17 protein-coding genes are annotated in these 18,521 nt (G+C 50.6%); 13 read left to right on the plus strand and 4 right to left on the minus strand.

Annotated elements, in window-relative coordinates; genetic code table 11:
* Positions 1 to 137: 137 nt before the first annotated feature.
* Positions 138 to 1,118, minus strand: a complete 981-nt coding sequence (locus tag PRIO_RS11995) for a zinc dependent phospholipase C family protein (RefSeq protein WP_020433631.1) — start codon at positions 1,116 to 1,118, stop codon at positions 138 to 140.
* A 259-nt stretch (positions 1,119 to 1,377) separates the two neighbouring features.
* Between PRIO_RS11995 and PRIO_RS12000 the strand changes: the two genes are divergently transcribed.
* From PRIO_RS12000 to PRIO_RS12020, 5 genes are all read left to right on the plus strand, one after another.
* On the plus strand, positions 1,378 to 1,794 hold the full coding sequence (locus tag PRIO_RS12000; RefSeq protein ID WP_020433630.1) for a VOC family protein: 417 nt from the start codon (positions 1,378 to 1,380) through the stop codon (positions 1,792 to 1,794).
* 350 nt (positions 1,795 to 2,144) lie between these two features.
* Complete coding sequence (locus PRIO_RS12005) at positions 2,145 to 3,434, plus strand: MFS transporter (RefSeq protein WP_020433628.1); 1,290 nt, start codon at positions 2,145 to 2,147, stop codon at positions 3,432 to 3,434.
* 154 nt (positions 3,435 to 3,588) lie between these two features.
* Complete coding sequence (locus PRIO_RS12010) at positions 3,589 to 4,761, plus strand: aminotransferase-like domain-containing protein (protein ID WP_020433623.1); 1,173 nt, start codon at positions 3,589 to 3,591, stop codon at positions 4,759 to 4,761.
* Positions 4,762 to 5,002: 241 nt separating this feature from the next.
* Complete coding sequence (locus tag PRIO_RS12015; RefSeq protein WP_046506787.1) at positions 5,003 to 5,734, plus strand: helix-turn-helix transcriptional regulator; 732 nt, start codon at positions 5,003 to 5,005, stop codon at positions 5,732 to 5,734.
* Positions 5,735 to 5,916: 182 nt separating this feature from the next.
* Positions 5,917 to 7,704, plus strand: a complete 1,788-nt coding sequence (locus PRIO_RS12020; RefSeq protein ID WP_167345614.1) for a methyl-accepting chemotaxis protein — start codon at positions 5,917 to 5,919, stop codon at positions 7,702 to 7,704.
* On the opposite strand, the gene PRIO_RS12025 is transcribed toward PRIO_RS12020, so the two are convergent.
* Together PRIO_RS12025 and PRIO_RS12030 are read right to left on the minus strand one after the other, a co-directional pair.
* Entirely contained in the window at positions 7,684 to 8,589 is a 906-nt protein-coding gene (locus tag PRIO_RS12025) for an NAD-dependent epimerase/dehydratase family protein (protein ID WP_020433615.1), read from the minus strand. The two genes, PRIO_RS12020 and PRIO_RS12025, sit on opposite strands and share 21 nt — an antisense overlap.
* Positions 8,590 to 8,701: 112 nt before the next feature.
* Complete coding sequence (locus PRIO_RS12030; RefSeq protein WP_020433614.1) at positions 8,702 to 9,469, minus strand: RNA polymerase sigma factor; 768 nt, start codon at positions 9,467 to 9,469, stop codon at positions 8,702 to 8,704.
* A gap of 174 nt (positions 9,470 to 9,643) precedes the next feature.
* Between PRIO_RS12030 and clpP the strand changes: the two genes are divergently transcribed.
* From clpP to nspC, 5 genes are all read left to right on the plus strand, one after another.
* The gene (clpP, locus tag PRIO_RS12035) at positions 9,644 to 10,231 is read left to right on the plus strand and encodes an ATP-dependent Clp endopeptidase proteolytic subunit ClpP (protein WP_282705084.1); all 588 of its coding nucleotides are present in this window, start codon (positions 9,644 to 9,646) and stop codon (positions 10,229 to 10,231) included.
* A gap of 19 nt (positions 10,232 to 10,250) precedes the next feature.
* The gene (locus tag PRIO_RS12040) at positions 10,251 to 10,457 is read left to right on the plus strand and encodes a hypothetical protein (protein WP_020433612.1); all 207 of its coding nucleotides are present in this window, start codon (positions 10,251 to 10,253) and stop codon (positions 10,455 to 10,457) included.
* Positions 10,447 to 10,986, plus strand: a complete 540-nt coding sequence (locus PRIO_RS12045) for a hypothetical protein (RefSeq protein WP_020433606.1) — start codon at positions 10,447 to 10,449, stop codon at positions 10,984 to 10,986. The genes PRIO_RS12040 and PRIO_RS12045 overlap by 11 nt, the downstream gene beginning before the upstream one ends.
* A 1,099-nt stretch (positions 10,987 to 12,085) precedes the next feature.
* Positions 12,086 to 13,285, plus strand: coding sequence for a saccharopine dehydrogenase family protein (locus PRIO_RS12050; RefSeq protein WP_020433605.1), 1,200 nt, complete (start codon positions 12,086 to 12,088; stop codon positions 13,283 to 13,285).
* A gap of 19 nt (positions 13,286 to 13,304) precedes the next feature.
* Positions 13,305 to 14,441, plus strand: coding sequence for a carboxynorspermidine decarboxylase (nspC, locus tag PRIO_RS12055; RefSeq protein ID WP_407944493.1), 1,137 nt, complete (start codon positions 13,305 to 13,307; stop codon positions 14,439 to 14,441).
* A 133-nt stretch (positions 14,442 to 14,574) separates the two neighbouring features.
* Here nspC and PRIO_RS12060 read toward each other — a convergent pair whose 3' ends face one another.
* Positions 14,575 to 16,074: a stalk domain-containing protein gene (locus PRIO_RS12060; protein WP_046502493.1), complete on the minus strand. Its 1,500-nt coding sequence runs from the start codon at positions 16,072 to 16,074 to the stop codon at positions 14,575 to 14,577.
* Positions 16,075 to 16,287: 213 nt separating this feature from the next.
* Between PRIO_RS12060 and PRIO_RS12065 the strand changes: the two genes are divergently transcribed.
* From PRIO_RS12065 to PRIO_RS12075, 3 genes are all read left to right on the plus strand, one after another.
* Positions 16,288 to 16,911, plus strand: a complete 624-nt coding sequence (locus PRIO_RS12065; RefSeq protein WP_020433601.1) for a deoxynucleoside kinase — start codon at positions 16,288 to 16,290, stop codon at positions 16,909 to 16,911.
* Positions 16,908 to 17,561: a deoxynucleoside kinase gene (locus PRIO_RS12070; RefSeq protein WP_020433599.1), complete on the plus strand. Its 654-nt coding sequence runs from the start codon at positions 16,908 to 16,910 to the stop codon at positions 17,559 to 17,561. Before PRIO_RS12065 ends, PRIO_RS12070 begins: the two co-directional genes overlap by 4 nt.
* 475 nt (positions 17,562 to 18,036) lie before the next feature.
* A complete protein-coding gene (locus PRIO_RS12075; protein ID WP_231869870.1) occupies positions 18,037 to 18,426 on the plus strand; it encodes a hypothetical protein in 390 nt (129 codons plus the stop codon).
* Positions 18,427 to 18,521: the final 95 nt, after the last annotated feature.

Genomic DNA, 18,521 nt, shown 5'->3' on the forward strand with positions numbered 1-18,521 from the left:
AGAGAGGGCTTCTTGACACCTGCCGCTGCGGAAGCGGCAGGTGTTGCGCGGCTGCAGCATGAAAAAAACAGACCTCCCAGCGGAGATCTGTCCAGCGTATGTCCTATATGGATGGTTTATGCCATACACTTACGTCTTTACGAGATGATACCTGCCTCCCAAATCGGCTCGGCATACAGATTCTTAAGCTTGCTGCTGCACTCTTTGCCTGTATCGTAGGAACGGTCGCCCAGCACCTGCTTGAAATGCTCCAGCGCGCGGGCAGCTTCGGCCGGCACCGTACTGTTCAGCCACGAAGCCAGAGCACGCAGCACTGTCCGGCCTTCCGCAAGCGCTTCCTCCCACAGGTCCCAGACACTTTCCGTCCGCACCTCGGAGTAGAGCGCCGAATGCCGCCATTCGCCGTGTTTTTCGTTGAGGTAATCGAGCTTCTCTTCGGCAGGGGACAGCTGCTGTGAAAACAAGCGGCGGGCCTTGCCCCTGAGCAGCGATTTCTTCCACCCCTTGGGATCGAATAACCATTTATGCGCCAAAATCATGTCGAGGTATGCCTCATGCCAGATTTCAGACGGGAGGCGCCGGGACTCGGGATACCAGTCTGACGCTGTTTCGCGGAGAATCGTGTGGATCGGGAAGGGCAGGCGGGAGCCCACATTGATTTTTTTCCAGGCTGCATGCCGCCAGGTATCCAGCTGTTTCCGCCGCTTCATGAACAAAGTGTCAAGGACAATCTCAAAACGCTGGTGATTTCGGTGCTTGTAGCCCGCTTTCCAATTGATATAGGGATGAAGGTTGCGGTCCAGCAGATGGTGGGTAAGAAAGCCCAGAAAATATTGCTGCGCGTCCTTCAGCTCATGGAAGGGAAGGGCCAAGGCCCGCTGCCAGAAATCAACCAGTACAGGCCCGCAGTTTTCCGTGTGCATAAGGTCACCGAGGCGAATGGCCCGGGTATCCTTTTTCCAGGGCAGAAAGCTGTGGTACAGCAGGAAATCCGGTCCCTGGCAGCCCAGGTGGTACAGCTCAGGACGGTTTTTCCTCTCCGCCAGAAAAGGGAAATCACGGCTGAATTCGTCCGCCAGCTGCTGCCCATATTCCAGATGCATCCAAATGTTCGGCATTCATTTCACCCCTCTTGATCGTAGTTACCCTCAGCATACAGGCTTCATGTTAAAAGAGATTGGATAATGCTCAAGCGGATTGTAATTCTCTTGATAAAGCAGGAAGGAAAAACCGGCGCTGCCTGTGCTGCTTCACCTTTAGGTTACTCCTCACCCTAGTCAATTTCAAGAAGTACAGCAATCGGGAAGAAACTCCTGCTGCTGCTTCATGCTATAATCGGGCGGTAAACACTCAAATAAATGCAGAGGTGATCAGAGAATGGGATTCAAAGCAGGCCAGCTTTTTGTCAATTTGCCGGTAAATGATCTGCAGGCTTCGATTAACTTTTTTACCGCACTTGGTTTCGAATTCAATCTGCAGTATACCGATGAGAACGCCACATGTTTGATCATCAACGACAACACGTTTGCCATGCTGCTGACCAAAGAGTTCTTTAAGACGTTTGTCTCCAAGGAAATCGCCGACACCTCCAGCCACACTGAAGTCATCATGGCCTTCTCCGCTTCCAGCAGAGCAGAGGTGGACGAGCTGGTGCACAAGGCGCTGGCCGCAGGCGGCAAGAAATATAATGATCCGGTCGACCACGGATTCATGTACAGCTGGAGCTTCCAGGATATCGACGGGCATCTGTGGGAAACCATGTACATGGAAGAAGGCACGGTGGAGAACGCGTAAACGTATCATATCCGAATACGAGGCTGCCTACAAAGCTGTAAACCCGTAAGAAGAGCGAAATTAATTCATATACTGGGTACTTCATATCCTATCGGATTCTTAAGAGCAGTGATTCTCCCTTTACTGGAGAGCCGCTGCTCTTTGTTTTTGGCTTTTCCTTCAGAGGAGAGCCTTCGCAGGTGCTGCTTCGGTAATGTCATTGGCAATTGAATTTCCTTTATAAACAAAAGAAGGGAATTTAAGGGTTTATGCAGAATGTATTAAACTTACATATGCGGCAGTTAGAACATTAAAAGGTAAGTTTGGTTAAGGAATGCGAAAATCACGATGGAAAAGAGAGGAGAGATTTTTTGATTAAGCGGTCTTTTTATTATTTGTGGGGGTCTCAGACGATCTCTAATATCGCAGATATTATCTACATTTTGAGTATAACGGTATTGGTGTTCAGCTCCAGCAACTCTCTAATGCAGACCACTTTAATTCCGTTGTTCCGTTTGTCTGCCCAAGTGGTTAGCGGGCTGGTTGCACCTATCATTCTCGGCCGGTTCAGGCTCACGCGGATTTTGCTGTTCTCCCAGCTTGGGCAGTTTATCATTTTTACGCTGCTGCTGCTTTATTTACGGGCCGTGCCTGAGCAAAGGTCGTTTCTTTTTATTTTTATGCTGGTGTTTGGCATGTCGTTTCTGGATGGCTGGACCAATCCGGCGCGGAATGCGCTGATCCCCCGCTTAGCCGCCGGTGAGGGGCTCATGCGCGCCAATGGCTTGACGGCAGTCAGTGATCAAGTCGTTAAATGTGCAGGCTGGGCGCTCAGCGGGATTATTGTAGCCTGGCTCGGTACATTGAATACGCTCCTGATCGCATCCTGCTGTTATTTGGTGGCTGCAACCGTCACCTCATTCATTCGTGATCCGCTGGATCATCAGAAATCAGGCTCTGAATCTCCTGCATCCGCTGCCCGTCCGGCAGCAGCCGAATCCAAAGGAGGGTATTGGAAAGAACTTGGGGAAGGGTGGAGGATTATTTGGCATAACCGCCGCATTCGTTCTCTGATGATCGTGGACAGCATAGATACCATTGGAGGAACTTCCTGGCTTGGTGTATTTATTCTGGCGTATGTGACTCAGGTGCTGCATAAGGATGCAAGCTGGTGGGGGTTCATGAATGCCTCATTCTTTTCCGGTACGATTCTAGGCGGGGTGCTTGTTGTCGGGTTGGTTAAACGGCTGCAAAAGAACAGCTTTTTGTACATGCTTGGAGCATTGTTTGTGTATGTGCTGATTACAGTAGTATTTGCTCTTAATACGATCCCGGCTGCTGCGCTTGTTCTTTTTGCCGTCTCAGGTTTACCGGTGCAAATGGCTGGAATTATTCGCCGTACCCTGCTGCAGACAAGCGCTCCGGCTGCTCAGCTCCCAAAAGTGATGGCAGGCATTGATGTGCTCACGAACCTTGCCTTTGGCTTATCATTGTTGTTCTTGGGATGGTATGCAGACCGCTTTGGAATGGTACAAGTGTATCTGCTGGCTGCGGCTATGACGACAATTGCTGTTTTGATCGGGTGGTTCTACCGGAGGGAGTTTCAGGAAAGTGTGCAAGCGGGCCATCCAGCTGTCACAGACGAAAGGGTAAGCAGCTAAAGACCTATAGCGAATCCGTCCTTGCGGAAAATGAACCAGTCAAGGATTTCTGTCCTCATTCTTAGGGCTGGATCGACTTTAAGGTAGGATTAAGTATGCCAAGTAAGTTATACTGATACCAAAAGTTTATTCAAGCTCCAGAGGAGGTACATACATGAATTACTCTTTTTCCAACCGTATCGCGGCACTGCAGCCGTCCATTATCAGAGAAATTTTGAAAGCGACATCGGGCCAGGATGTCATCCCGTTTTCTGCAGGCAATCCGGCCCCGGAGACCTTTCCGATCGAAGCTATCCGGTCGTTTACGAGAGACATTCTGGAACAAGACCCGGTGACGGCGCTCCAGTACGGGATAACAGAGGGATATTCCCCCCTCCGTCAGGCGCTGACTGATCATTTAAGATCAGGATTTAATACGGGAAAAGATGCAGACAGCCTGTTCATCGTATCCGGTGCCCAACAGGGGATTGAGCTGGCTTGCAAAGTATTCTGCAATGAAGGCGACACGATTATTTGTGAGAGTCCCAGCTTTATTGGCTCGCTCAATTCATTCCGCTCTTCCGGCGCAAGGCTGGTTGGCGTTCCGATGGAACCGGACGGAATCAGTCTTGACAGGCTGGAGCATGCCCTGAAGACAGAGCCCAATGTAAAGCTGCTGTATTTGATTCCAAGCTTCCAGAATCCGACGGGAATCACAACAAGCCTGGAGAAACGGAAAGCGGTTTATACGCTGGCTAAAAAGCATGGTGTTGTCATTCTTGAAGACAATCCTTACGGAGAGCTGCGCTTTGGCGGGGAAGACGTGCCGACGATCAAATCGCTGGATGATGAAGGCTTGGTGATCTATGTGGGATCGTTCTCCAAAATTTTGTCCGCCGGCCTTCGCGTGGGTTTTGTTCTCGCCCCGGATGAAATCATTCAAAAGATGGTGGTTGCCAAGCAGGGGGAGGATGTGCATACGGCAATGCTTCCGCAAATTCTGGCGTACAAGTTCATGAAGGAATACGATTACGCAGGCCACGTCCGGCAGATCCGGGAGGTCTATCTCCGAAAATGCACCCTGATGACGGACAGCATCAAGCAATATACAGATGGTTCAATGGCATTTACCCGGCCCGATGGGGGATTGTTTCTATGGTGCGAGCTGCCTCAGAGTATAACGATGCTGGATTATTGTAAAAAGGCAGCGGCACACGGGGTTGCTGTCGTTCCGGGAACAGCGTTCCTTGTTGATCCGGGTGAGCCCTGCAACGCAATCAGACTGAATTTCTCTACGCCTTCAGATGAACAAATCGTGAAGGGGATTCAAATTTTGGGCCAGCTCTAAGGGAAAGAGCCGGCTCCTGCACTGGATATATTAAGCACGCCGCTGATTCCGGTCAGCGGTGTTTTTTTGGATGTATGCTGCACTGCAGCGGTTTCAATTTTCTGGTTCCAATTATTTAGAATTTGTGATATTATTTATGCGAACTTACGTTCTTAAGATCAATCCCCGACGAAGGGTGGACCTTACAGTGACAGAACGGTTTGCAGAGATTGACGGCGTTATCGCTTATATTCACCAGCATATGTATGATCATCTTCCGCTGGAGCGCCTGGCCCGCTACGCCGGCTACAGTCCTTATCATTTTGCCCGCATCTTCAAAGAACGGACCGGACTTTCCCCGCTGTATTATGTTTCTTCCCACCGCCTGCAGCGGGCGAAGGACCTGCTGCTGCGCACAGGACTTACCGTCCGCGATATTTCGCTGGAGATCGGGCAGCAGAGCCTCGGGACCTTCACGTCCCGTTTCGCCGCCAGGGTCGGGATGTCTCCGGCAGAGTTCCGCAATTCGGTCCAGTATGCCGGAGATCAGATGAGCTCGCTGAGGAAGCTGCAGGACTGGCGGTCTTCTTATCCCATCAGCAGGCTGCCTTCGTCCGTACACGGAACGATTTCCGCTGAGGTTCCTTTTGACGGGGTTATTCTAATTGGGCTCTTCGCCAAACCCATCCCCGAGGGGCTGCCCCTGTACGGCACCCTGCTGTCCTCCCTGGGGCATTTTCACTTCGATCATGTGGCGCCCGGGACTTATTACCTGCTTGCCACCTCCATTTCCTGGGGAACGCGGACGCTGGATTTCATGCTTCCCCATTCCACATTGCGTACCCGGTCGAGGGCTCCGATCCACGTCGGCCCGGGCTCGCTGGTCCCGCATCAGCAGGTAACGCTGCGTCCCCCAAGACTGGACGACCCGCCGATCCTTATTTCACTGCCGCTGCTTATGAACCGTTTCCTGAACCGGATTGCGGTCAGATAGCCGGGAGGCCTCTTTCGTGTTAACATTTTCGCAACAGATTCTTTACGGTCCGCATACAAAAGTGAAGAGGGCATTTAATATCCAGCTTCTACAATGAGTGTGTTAGTAAAATATACCTATTGTATGTTGAAGCTTGATATGAAGGGATGATTCGCTTGAAGGGAAACCCGCTGCACTTTTCTATGAAATGGAAGCTGATTTTAAGCTTTCTGGTCATTGCGCTTATTTTTCTGGGCGTGGCTGTGTACCAAGGAAATAAGATCGGACAAGTGGAGCTTTCTATGGAAAAGCAAAAAACGGAGATGGAAAACAGGATCACTGTCTCAACGGTTACTAAGCTGCTGCAGGAACTGAACCGTGCTGAAACGGCGCTTGCTGAAGCCAATGATCCGGAGCTGGCAGCCCCGCTTGAGGACAAGCAGCAGGAGCTTGCCCGGGAAATGGCCAAAATACATTTTGAGGCCGCAACCCCTGCACTCACAATCCTTGAACTGCTGCGGACCCAGACTGGAGAATATAACGGGACCATGGATCAACTGGTTCAGACCCTGGAAGACGACAGCCTTGATCCATTGACGGTACTGGAACGGACGGATGAATTACATACGAAGGCATTGGCACTGAGCCAGTCTATGCTGGAGACGAACGGCAAGCTGTATGCGGCAGCGGCGGATAATGCCGAGCGGGCGCAGAGTTATTCTTTTCTTTTGCTGGACCAGACCGTTTCAGTTGTCATCTATGCGGCAGGGGGAGTATTCCTGTTCATGCTGCTGCTCGGCTGGCTGCTGATCCGCTCTTTTGTGTCGCCGGTCGGTAAGCTGCAGGCAGCCCTGCGGGAGATTGCCGAAGGAGATTTGCGGCAGCAGATCAACTCCCCCTATAACGATGAGCTTGGCCGGCTGAGCCACCATTTCGATCATATGGTGCGCCGGGTGCGCGACATGCTGCGGCAGACCTTAAATGCGGCCTCTTCCCTGGCGGATTATTCGCACTCATTTCAGCAATCCTCCACTATTACCGCCCATACCAATCAGGATATTCTTCGCACCATCCAGGAGATTTCCGCGGGGGCGGAGCAGCAGGCGGTGCAGTCAGAACAGAGTACGGTGCTGCTGCAGGAACTGGAACGCGGGGTTCAGGAGATTACCGATTATACGGATATGATGCTCTCAACGAGTGAAACGGCCAATCGGAATACACGCAAAGGCGCAGATACGGTTACCGCACTCCGGGAGATTTCCCGGCATTCCCGGGATTCCATCACGAAGGTATATGAGGCGCTGGAAACGCTTGTTCAGCAGTCCGGCGATATTTCGCGCATCACTAATTCCATTACGGAAATTTCCAAGCAGACAAATATTCTATCCCTGAACGCCGCCATTGAAGCAGCAAGGGCAGGAGCTTCGGGCAAAGGCTTTGCCGTCATCGCGGACGAGGTCCGGCATTTATCTGTGCAGACGAACGATTCCTCTATACATATCAGTAAGATCATCAGTGAGCTGCAGGACAGCATGGCGGGTTTCCAGAAATATATGCTGGGGACCAAAAAAAACCTGGAGGCGCAGGACCACCAGGTGGTGGAGACGCTTGCTTCCTTCGAAGCCATTGACGAATCCATTACCGGGATCAGCCGCCAGATCGGGCAAATTCACCAGAAGGTGGAGCAGACCCGGCACATCAATTCCCGGCTGGCCGAATCTGTGCATTCTGTAGCGGCTGTAGCCGAGCAGACGGCAGCGGGCGTGGAAGAGGTCAACGCTTCCAGCACCCAGCAGGATCAGGCGATCAGTGATATTGCCCGGCAGGCTGTGGAGATCAATGAAATTTCGCAGCAGCTGTTCCGGGAAATTAATGTGTTCCAAATCGCCGAAGAGACCGGAGCGGATGCCCCGGCCGGTCAACTGCTTATTATGGAAGAAACCAGAGCTGAGAGTGAGGAGACAGGTCCGCTACTCGCGCTTGCGGAGTGAAGCATTCAGCTCCGTTGCCAGTTCCCCGATCAGCTCCGGGAACCACTCCGCCAGCTTCAGAAACTGAAAGCCCGCCCCGCGGGCTTTTGCTGTATCCATGTACCAGGATTCTTCGATTCCAAACGGCGACATATCCTGGTCAGCTGTTTCGCTTAGAACCACCGCCTCCCGTCCTGTCTTCTGCCCGATGATGTTAAGGATATCCCCGATTGCAAGCGTCCCGTCCGAGCAGGCATTCACAGGCCCTGCAAGCTGGGAGAAGCCCAGCCCGTACAGGAAATCCGCCGCCTCATCGGAACGGATGAACGAAATAAGCGCCCCCGGATTCGGTACGCCGATAGCTTTTCCTTCCAGCACATGCTCAATATGAAAATGCAGCCGCTTCGTATAATCATCCGTACCGAGCACAATCGGAAACCGGACCGCAGCGGCCGGAAAAGCAGCTTGCGTCAAGAGTACCGTTTCCGCCAGTCTTTTGCCTTCCTGGTAGTTGAAATCTTCCTTAGCGCCAAGCCGCAGCGGAAAGGACAGCGGATCAAAATCCGCTTCGCGGAGAATTCCGGGTCCGGGGTCATACACCGACAGGCTGGAGGTGAGGATGTAACGCTTGGCGGTCTCCGCAAATATACGGCTGGCCGCAGCCGCCTCATCGGGAGAAAAACAGATGTTGTCATAGACCACATCCCACACCGTATCTCTCACTGCTTCAGCAAGTGCCTTGGCATCCGTGCGGTCCACGTTCAGCCGGTTCACACGGCTGCCAAAGCCGTCCTTTGTGATTCCTCTTGTAAGAATCGTGACTTGGGTGTCGGCATCCTGAAACAGGCGTTCCACCAACCGTTTGCCAAAAAAACGGGTTCCCCCGAGTACAAGTATATTCCTCACGTTATACACTCCTTCTTAAACAGAGTCACGCTATAAATGATCCATCTATTCAGAACTTAAGCATTCTATTGCAGAAAGTACAGTCATATCAAAAATAACCATTTTCCGCATATTACGCTGCCATCCGCAGGCCCGCCATCCCGCCAGCCATCATGCTGGTGCCGGAACTTCCCCCGCCAAAACCCAGCATCTGCACAGTGCCGCTGCTGACCGCCATCGTCATCTCCGCCGCTGTCTCCCGGCGGAGCAGCTCCAGCATGACGGGAAGCTGGCCTTTTTCATAGGATTCCGCCAGCGCCTGGAGCAAAATCCGGAAATCCAGGTCCTGCGGCTGCGCAGGGCCGTCATCCTCCGCGAGTTCTTTGCGGACCGCCCCGAGTGCCTGACGCGCCCGGTGCAGCGCCGCCTTGACGGCTCCTTCGGTGGTGCCAAGCATTTCTGCCGTTTCACCTGCCGGGTAATCAAGCACATCGCGCATTACGAAAACCGTTCTTTGCAGCGGGGATAAATGACGGATCAGCGCCTGAAAAGCCATCTCGATCTCAGACCGTCCGCTCTCCGGTGCTTGACCGGACATCTGGCCTTGAGCGAGCGCCGCCACAGCTTGCGTGTGTTCCAGCACACGTCCAAGCGAGGTTTTACGCCGCATGGCATCAATCCAGGTGTTTTTGGCAATCCGCAGCAGCAGTGCTTCGGGATTCGGGCTGTCTGCGAATTTTTTATAAGCAAGCGTTTTGGTCCAGGTGTCCTGGGCTAAGTCCTCGGCTTCAACCCGGGAGCGGGTCAGCGACAGGCAATACCTGAACAGAGCCTCGCGAAGCGGCGGGTAACTTTGTTCATCCATTAATACGGCGGTGCTGTATGGTTCAAGGATCGACACCTGCGATCATCTCCTTTTTGCTCATCCTGGGTTTTCTGTTGCCTCTATTATATAAACGATCTGCACAATGTAAAAGATACGCTGTCTTCACAGTTATTTTGCGGGGAACTCTGGCGTATCCTTTGCAGGGCCCCATCCGTTTACAGGGTATCAACCAAAGCTACTCAAGGAGGCATGAACATGAGCGTAATTCCTTATGTCATTGAACAAACAAGCAGGGGGGAGCGTTCCTACGATATTTATTCCCGGCTGCTGAAGGACCGGATTGTGTTCGTAGGTGCGGCCATCGACGACCAGCTCGCAAACAGCATCATCGCCCAGCTGCTGTTCCTGGCGGCAGACGAGCCGGATAAGGATATCCAGATGTATATCAACAGCCCGGGAGGTTCGACTACCGCAGGCTTCGGCATTTATGATACGATGCAGGTAATCAAACCGCAGGTCAGTACAATTTGCACCGGCTTTGCGGCTTCCTTTGCTTCCCTTCTGCTGCTGGCCGGAGCAACCGGCAAACGGTACGCACTGCCGAACAGCGAGATTATGATCCATCAGCCGCATGGCGGAGCTCAGGGCCAGGCCAGCGACATTGCCATCAGCGCACGCCGTATCCTGCAGATTAGGGAAAAGGTGGTGCAGATCAGCGCAGAACGCACGGGACAGCCGGCGGAGAAGGTGGCGAAGGATATGGACCGGGATTATTTTATGTCGGCCCAGGAGGCGCTGGAATACGGCATTATTGACAAGGTCATTACCAAACTGTAAGCAGAGGAGCGGATTCTAAATGCTGGAAGCTTTAAAAGGCCAAGAGGTCAGTATGAATTTTCTGGATGGTTCAAGTGTAAGAGGCGGTGTTCTGGAGGAAATCGACGAGCGGTTTGTCAAATATCGTACCGAATATCAGGTGCTGTACATTCCCATTACCTCGATCCGCGCTGTGGCTGTGGAGACGAAAGAGCGTGAGCGTCCACGGGTAGGATTTGGGCAATAGCAAGGAGAGGAAAACCATCCAATATTTAAAATCTGTTATTGATGATGAGATTTGGTATTTCGAAATTGACGGGCAGCAGACTGCTTACCGGCAGATTGTTGCCCGGCAAGAAGGGGCCTGCCGTGTGTCCGGCAGCCCGGATTTTTACTTAACGGACCAGTCCGTTGAGTGGATGGAGGGAGATATCCCGATCGAATCTGCGGAATTTGAGGCGGTTTGGGCCAAGGCCATGGCACCTTACCAGGAGGAATGGAACCGGGTCAGGCAGAGGTATCCTGAAGGCAGGCGGGTGGCTGGTGCCATTATGTTTTTTTCGATCCATGGCATTCATATTGCCTTATCGGACGGAGGTTATGCGGTGACAGCATATGAGCCGGTCCGTTCCCAAGTGGATCACAGCTATCTGTACCCGCGCTATCTTATTGAGGGCACAGTACAAGGAGTGGACGACGTTAACTGCTGGCTGGTTCTGGGCAATTGCACCATGAGCGGCGGTACAGACGGCAAAGAGACTATTCTGCAAATTTAGGCGTTTATCATCCAGGTGATTTTTCAAGGCTATTCCCCGTTGTCCAGGAACGGAAGGAATGGCCTTTTTTTTTGTTGTATAGGAAAATATGATTACTTCCGCTTGTGGATCTTCTCATTCCAACTAGCGCTTGCTCACCCGCTTCTTCGCAGGACGCTAGTTGGAAAAATGGAGCTTATTTTTCCGAAAATTCAAAAATTCTGAGATTTAGGTGTAAAAAGGAAACTTAATTGGGCCATATTCCTTCGGTAGGAGCGAAAGGAGCTGAATTAGTGTCCCTTTTTCCACTTCATCTGTCGAACACAGGATGCTCTAGCAAATTAGTTAACCTTTTTCCACTTGGCATTGCTGCAAGGACCATATGAAGGCCCTAAGCAACGCTATACTTAGATCCACAACGGCTGCGTTGTCCAGTGAAGAACGGCGCGGATGTTTGGTTTGGCTAAAAGAAAAAGTGCCTTTTATTAAATGACCAAGCTCATCCTATTCCGGCGGCAGCGGGCTATTATTTGTTTTGCGCATTGGTTTGGGACGTTCACCGTTTTGATGACGGGTATTGGATTAACAAGACTACATATAATAAACAATGACCGGAAGATTCTGGTGAAACAGCGGCCGGCGGCAGCATGACAGTTATTAGCAGCATGACAGTTATTATAGGAAGGAAAACGGGTAAAAGAATATATTGCGCCGTGCAACAGACAGGATAGGCAGGCAAGATCAGACGGGTCAGGTACGGGATGATGAAAATGTATTATGAACTAGACAGCTGCTGTGATACAATAGTCTAGTTGTCCTGGTCCGTCAAGTTCCATTTTTTATCGTGCTTTGACACACGCTGGGGTTTGAAGATCAATTCGCAGGAAAACGGAGCATTTCAGTGTATTTCCATGCGTTCCGGAGTATTAACAGGAAAAACAGAAGATTTTACAGTCTTGGCATCAATTTTTGTCGTTTTTTATTGATTTATTGCTGTGCATTCTGTATAATCAGCCTTGTTGATTTTTCAAATGGAATAGCCAAATGCTTCCGAAGCAAGCTTTGTACGAAGCTATTCTTATGAAGCAATGCTGACAAAACTTTTAGGAGGTAATCAATTTTGGGAAAAGCGTTAATTATTGGCGCTGGCGGTGTAGCAAGCGTTGTTGTTCATAAATGCTGCCAGAACCCGGATGTATTTGAAGAGATCTGCATAGCGAGCAGAACCCTCGCGAAATGTGAAGCTCTGAAAGATAAATTGGCCGGAGGCCAGACGAAGATTTCTACGGCGCAGCTTGATGCAGATAACACGGATGAGGTAATCGAACTGATCAAGAGCTTCCAGCCGGATGTCGTGATTAATGTCGCTCTCCCATATCAGGACCTGACCATTATGGATGCCTGCCTGGCAACGGGAGTGCACTATGTCGATACCGCCAACTACGAACCGCAGGATACAGCGAAATTCGAATATTCCTGGCAGTGGGCGTATAAAGAAAGATTCGAAAAGGCCGGAATTACCGCGCTGCTCGGCAGCGGCTTTGACCCGGGCGTAACCGGCGTGTTCACAGCGTATGCGCAAAAGCACTATTTTGACGAAATCCACACCATTGATATTGTTGACGCCAATGCGGGCGACCACGGTTATCCGTTTGCCACCAATTTCAATCCTGAAATCAATATTCGTGAAATCACCGCCAACGGACGTTACTTCGAGAACGGCGAATGGATCGAAACGCCGCCGCTGTCCGAAAAGAAAGTCTACGATCTCCCGGAGATCGGTCCGAAGGATATTTACCTGCTGTACCATGAAGAGCTGGAATCCCTGGCTGTTAACATCCCGGGCGTGAAGAAAATCCGCTTCTGGATGACCTTCTCGCAGAACTACCTGACTCACTTGAAGGTGCTCGAAAATGTAGGCATGACCTCCATCGAGCCGATTGTGTATGAAGGCAAAGAGATTATTCCTTTGCAGTTCCTGAAGGCAATTCTGCCTGACCCGGCTTCTCTCGGACCAAGAACCAAAGGCAAAACCAACATTGGCTGCATTATCCAGGGCACCAAAGACGGCCAGCCAAAAACTTATTACGTATACAATGTCTGCGATCATGAGGAATGCTACAGAGAAGTTGGCTCCCAGGCCATTTCCTACACCACCGGCGTACCTGCAATGATCGGAGCCATGCTCATTATAAAAGGCATCTGGAAGAAACCGGGCGTATATAACGTGGAGGAATTCGATCCGGACCCATTCATGGATGCACTGAACAAACACGGCCTGCCTTGGCAAGAAGATTTCTCGCCAACGCTGCTGGATTAGGCGTAAGGCAATGAAGGATATAGATATTGACATCAGCACGCTTCCGTCGCCTGCCTATCTGGTTGACGAACGGCTGCTGAAGAAGAACCTGGAAACCTTGAACTATGTGCAGGAGAAGACCGGGGCCAAGATTCTTTTGGCGCAAAAAGGATTTTCGATGCACGCGCTGTATCCGCTGGTCGGCAAATACCTGCACGGAGTGACCTCCAGCTCCTTGTTCGAAGCCAGACTCGGGTATGAAGAAATGGGCAAAGAGGTGCATGTCTATGCACCTGCTTACATGGACCGCGAGTTCGATGAACTGCTCAGCTATACGGATCATATTGTATTCAATTCATTCGACCAATGGGCCCGGTTCAAGAACCGGGTTCAGAGTGCGCCCAAAGCGATCAGCTGCGGCATCCGCGTCAATCCGGAGTACTCCGAGATTGAAGTGCCGCTGTACGATCCTTGCTACAACTACTCCCGCATGGGTGTCACGCTGCCGAATTTCCGGCCGGAAGAGCTGGACGGCATTGACGGCCTGCATTTCCATACCATGTGCGAGCAGAACTCCGACACACTGGAGCGTACGCTCAAGGTGGTTGAGGAGAAGTTCGGACAATATCTGCATGGCATGAAATGGCTTAACTTCGGCGGAGGACATCATATTACCCGTCCGGATTATGACCTGGAGACGCTGATCCGGTGCATTCTCCATATGAAAGAAACCTATAATGTGCAGATCTACCTGGAGCCTGGTGAGGCGGTTGCGCTGAACACCGGGTATCTGGTAGCAACCGTGCTGGACACCATGCACAATGGGATGGATATCGCCATCCTGGACACTTCGGCAGAATGCCATATGCCGGATGTGCTGGCAATGCCATACCGTCCGGGTATTATAGGCGCAGGAGAGCCGGGGGAATACCCGTATACGTATAGACTCGGCGGCATGACCTGCCTGGCGGGCGATGTCATCGGGGATTATTCCTTCAAGGAGCCGCTCAAATACGGCGACAAGCTGGTGTTCCTCGACATGGCGCATTATTCCATGGTCAAGAACCATATGTTCAACGGCGTGAACCTGCCGGCCATCGCTTCGTATAACGATGAAGAGGGCCTTAAGGTGATCCGGGAGTTTGAATATCAGGACTTTAGCAACCGTTTATCTTAAATAAAACCGAAAGCCAGCCGGTTTAGAGAGAGTCTCGGATACAGAGACGCATGAACCTGAACCTGCAAGCATTATTACAAAAAGCGAACCTGTCCCCGACAAGCGGGAACCAGGTTCGCTTTTTGTGTGCTGCTTATTTCATGGTTATAGAGATCCGCTCTTCCTTCGGCAGCCATTCCACCGTTGCCCCCAGCTTCTCGCTGATGAAGCGCAGCGGCAGGTACAGGGTTCCGTTTACGGTAAAAGGCTTGTTCTCGAGCGTTACGGCCTGGCCATTTAATGTGGTCTGGCCATTTTTGGCGTTGACACTGATTTTAAGTGCCGGAAGGCTTGGGTTGGTGCGCGTCACGGTCGCCAGCTTGCTTGTGCCATCAAAGCCGATTTCGGCCCCAAGCTTGTCGAACAGCGAGCGGAGCGGGACGAAATTTTGGCCGTTCCGGGTAATCACTCCGGCGGTAAGGGGTACATTTTCCCCATTCAGAGATACAGCGATTGGTTTCTGCACAGGGACAGGGGTATCATGCATGAATTCATAATCCCCATATCCAAGCTCCGAATTTTTGTTCACACCCCAGCCCCATAGGCTGCCATCCTTCTTCTGCATAATCATATGCCTTCCGCCGTTCTTGATATTATTAATATCCGAGGCGAGCAGCACAAAGCTTGGATTTGCCGGCATGGCATCCCGGGCGACGGATGTTGAATAGACCTTGTTGTCAAGCGTCTGGACGATTAGCGAATGCTCGACAACAAAAGCATCCTTGACGTTCCGGATGCTGGTTATAAGAACGGGATCGGGGTGATCCGCATACGTCCAGCCGTCTGAATAACCGGTTACCGTACCGCCCCAGAACCACAGGCGGGACTGCTTGTCGATGGCGAGCGTGGACCTCTGCTCGTGTTTAAGGGTTTGGATATTGGTTAATGCGGCAAATTTGGAGGCAGCCGAAGCGCTTGCCGGAGGATTCTTTTCTGCAAAGGCGGCAGGCCAGGTCCAGACTGTCCCGTCTTTTTGCAAGGCATAGTTCTCCGCAATTTGCACAATATCATGCAGGTTCTGAATAGGCTCGAACTCCTGCAGCTCCCCGTTGTCTCTCCAGACGGTTCCGTCTTTTTTCAGAAACAAATGCCGGTACCTCATTGAATCCGAATATTCCTCCGTATATATTTCAATGTCCGCCACATTGTCTATGCCTGCCACCGGGGTGTAGGTTACTTCACTTTGAGGCTGAGAATCGTCCGCTCTGACCTTCGTATACACCGCCCCGGCGGCATCTGCGACAAGCGTGCCATTCCAGTCGAGCACATCCTGGATAGAGCTTAATCCGCTGACCGGCTTAACGGTTATAACCGGATTATAATAATCGTTACTCCATTGCTTGATCGTGTGATCCTCCATTACAGCCAGGCCGCCGTTATAGGAAGCGCTGGCACCGGTCAGCCCGGGAATTTGTGTGGGGACAGATTGGTTGTAATCCCAGATCCAGAAGCTGCCGTCGGTTTTGGTCAGCCAGTCTGTCCCGAAGGACTTAATGCTGGAGGCGGATGTTGTGTCTGTATCAGCGGAGGCAGCTGTGCCGGAAACGAGGCTTACCCCCAGAAGAGTAATGCAGAAGAGTGTCCATTTTTTCATAAGTGTTCCCTCTCATTTCGATGATTGTTATAATCTGCAATAACGGATTACCCATTATATTACATGTAGACGCTTCTAAACCCCGAAAGGTTTCTCCACAATTAAAACACTCATACACAGCTCTCCTGTGATACAATAGTTTAGTCTGTTTTTAGATCAAATTGTAGTGAGCTTCACCGGCAATGTCCATATTTGAGGAGGAAATCAGCGTTAATGAAACATGCACCTTTTATCGCTGTGGAAGGCCCGATCGGGGCCGGTAAAACCACATTGGCAACCATGCTGGCCGGAGAATTGCAGCTGCCGGTCATTAAAGAAATTGTTGAGGAGAACCCGTTCCTGGACAAGTTCTATCAGAATATGGACGACTGGAGCTTTCAGCTTGAGATGTTTTTTCTGTGCAACCGCTACAAGCAGCTTGAAGATACCGTGAACCAGTACATAAATAAAGGTAAACCGGTGATATCGGATTATCATATTTATAAGAATCTGATCTTTGGCGAGCGTACTCTAAAGGGAACGAAGCGGGAAAAATACCGGGAGATCTATCATGTGCTGACTGATGATCTGCCGAAGCCGGATATTATTCTCTACATCCGTGCAGATCTGGACACCCTGCTGGCACGTATCGCGAAGCGCGGACGCCAATTCGAGGAGGACATCGCCCCCGCCTATTTGCAGCAGTTAATCGAGGATTATGATGCAGCTATGGCTTCACTTGCTCTTACCGAACCGTCCACGGTCATCGTCACCATCGATGGGAATCAGGTTGATTTTGTAGAGAACAAGGAAGACTTCACCAGAGTCGCCTCACAGCTAAAGGAGCTAATGAAATGAACGCATACAACATTCCGGATAATGCCATTATCACAGTAGCCGGTACGGTGGGTGTCGGTAAATCGACGCTGACTGCCGCCCTGGCGGAACAGCTGAACTTCCAGACTTCGCTGGAGCAGGTGGATCATAACCCGTACCTGGAGAAGTTTTATCATGATTTTGAGCGGTGGAGTTTCCATCTGCAAATCTATTTCCTGGCCGAACGCTTCAAGGAGCAGAAAAAGATGTTTGAGCTGGGCGGCGGCTTTGTGCAGGACCGTTCGATCTATGAGGACACTGGTATTTTTGCCAAAATGCATGCCGATCAGGGGACCATGTCGAAAACCGACTATGACACCTATACCAGCCTGTATGAAGCCATGGTGATGACGCCGTATTTCCCGCATCCCGATGTGCTGATCTATATCGAAGGCAGCCTGCCCTCGATCCTGACCCGCATCAATGAACGCGGACGCGAAATGGAAATCCAGACCGATGTCTCCTACTGGGAACACATGCACGGCCGTTATTCGCAGTGGATTGGTGAATTCAACGCCTGCCCGGTGCTGCGCCTGAACATCGACGATTATGATGTGAATGACCCGGCTTCGATGTCTGAGATTCTTAAGCAGGTGGGCGCGGCTATTGGGCGGGCTCCGGTGGGGAAGTAAGGGGAGCTGTAGGTAGAGAGAAGTTCTTAGAAGAGCGGAATTGGAGCGGCGCCTGGAGGTGCTGCTTTTTTTTTGAAAGAATAATTATTTTATTAGAACTGAGGTTTCCTTTAGTGGGAGAGCTGGGGAAGTTGAAGTGGAATTAGTATACTTAAATGAAGCCAAAAAGCCTCTTGAAGAGGGAATAGTGGGAAAAAGTAAACTTAAAATGAACAAATTCATGGGTAAGCATGCGAATGGGGCAAATTAGTTGTCCTTTTTCCACTTAACATTGGTGGGGAAGCGGGATGGAGGGATTTAAGTTTACTTTTTCCACTTGGATTGGTAGCTGGTCCAAAACCAGGATAAGCGTGAGAAGGAATGTTAATCCTGACTGGTCTGATAAAGCCTTTTAAGTTTTCTCCGCGCATCTTCAGTAGTGATTGGGGGAAGCATCAACTTTTGAAATGAAAAGTAAAATTTAATAAGTAGACAGGTGATAAAAGGAATCATGTGTAGAAGTATACAGAAACCAGTTCAGCAAGGACATTTTACTAATTTGACTTTAGGTAAAGAATACCCGGTTTTGTCAATCGAGGTTTATAATAGCAAAGTGTCTAATTTCAGTAGTACTATTGGTGACTTTGTCATTTATAGACTCAGAGGAGATGATGGTATCATACTACCTTATCCTTCTAAATTATTTGAGGTTACTTCGAACAAAATGCCATCGCGCTGGATTCCATATAAAGAAAATGACGATATATTTATGTTCATTCCAATTTCATTGGCCAGAGAATATTTTTGGGATGACTTTTACAACGATGAGAATGATGCACCACTTGATTTGATTAAGGAAGAAGAGATAATAATTCAAGAGTCATAATGGCCCTCTGCTGAGACTATCGCTAACATTTATAAGTTTCACAGGGCGGTCAAAGTTCTTTTGCGGCTGGAAAAAGATAATTTAAAAGTAAATTT

Origin of the sequence: Paenibacillus riograndensis SBR5, assembly GCF_000981585.1 — a bacterium.
GTDB classification, from domain to species: Bacteria; Bacillota; Bacilli; order Paenibacillales; family Paenibacillaceae; genus Paenibacillus_AQ; species Paenibacillus_AQ riograndensis.

Excerpts from the sequence above, each read along its gene's own strand:
- clpP (WP_282705084.1), top strand. The coding sequence starts at position 9,644 with ATGAACATGAGCGTAATTCCTTATGTCATTGAACAAACAAGCAGGGGG.
- PRIO_RS12020 (WP_167345614.1), top strand. The coding sequence starts at position 5,917 with ATGAAATGGAAGCTGATTTTAAGCTTTCTGGTCATTGCGCTTATTTTT.
- PRIO_RS12060 (WP_046502493.1), bottom strand. The coding sequence starts at position 16,074 with ATGAAAAAATGGACACTCTTCTGCATTACTCTTCTGGGGGTAAGCCTC.
- PRIO_RS12040 (WP_020433612.1), top strand. The coding sequence starts at position 10,251 with ATGCTGGAAGCTTTAAAAGGCCAAGAGGTCAGTATGAATTTTCTGGAT.
- PRIO_RS12010 (WP_020433623.1), top strand. The coding sequence starts at position 3,589 with ATGAATTACTCTTTTTCCAACCGTATCGCGGCACTGCAGCCGTCCATT.
- PRIO_RS12000 (WP_020433630.1), top strand. The coding sequence starts at position 1,378 with ATGGGATTCAAAGCAGGCCAGCTTTTTGTCAATTTGCCGGTAAATGAT.
- PRIO_RS12070 (WP_020433599.1), top strand. The coding sequence starts at position 16,908 with ATGAACGCATACAACATTCCGGATAATGCCATTATCACAGTAGCCGGT.
- PRIO_RS12015 (WP_046506787.1), top strand. The coding sequence starts at position 5,003 with ATGTATGATCATCTTCCGCTGGAGCGCCTGGCCCGCTACGCCGGCTAC.
- PRIO_RS12065 (WP_020433601.1), top strand. The coding sequence starts at position 16,288 with ATGAAACATGCACCTTTTATCGCTGTGGAAGGCCCGATCGGGGCCGGT.
- PRIO_RS11995 (WP_020433631.1), bottom strand. The coding sequence starts at position 1,118 with ATGCCGAACATTTGGATGCATCTGGAATATGGGCAGCAGCTGGCGGAC.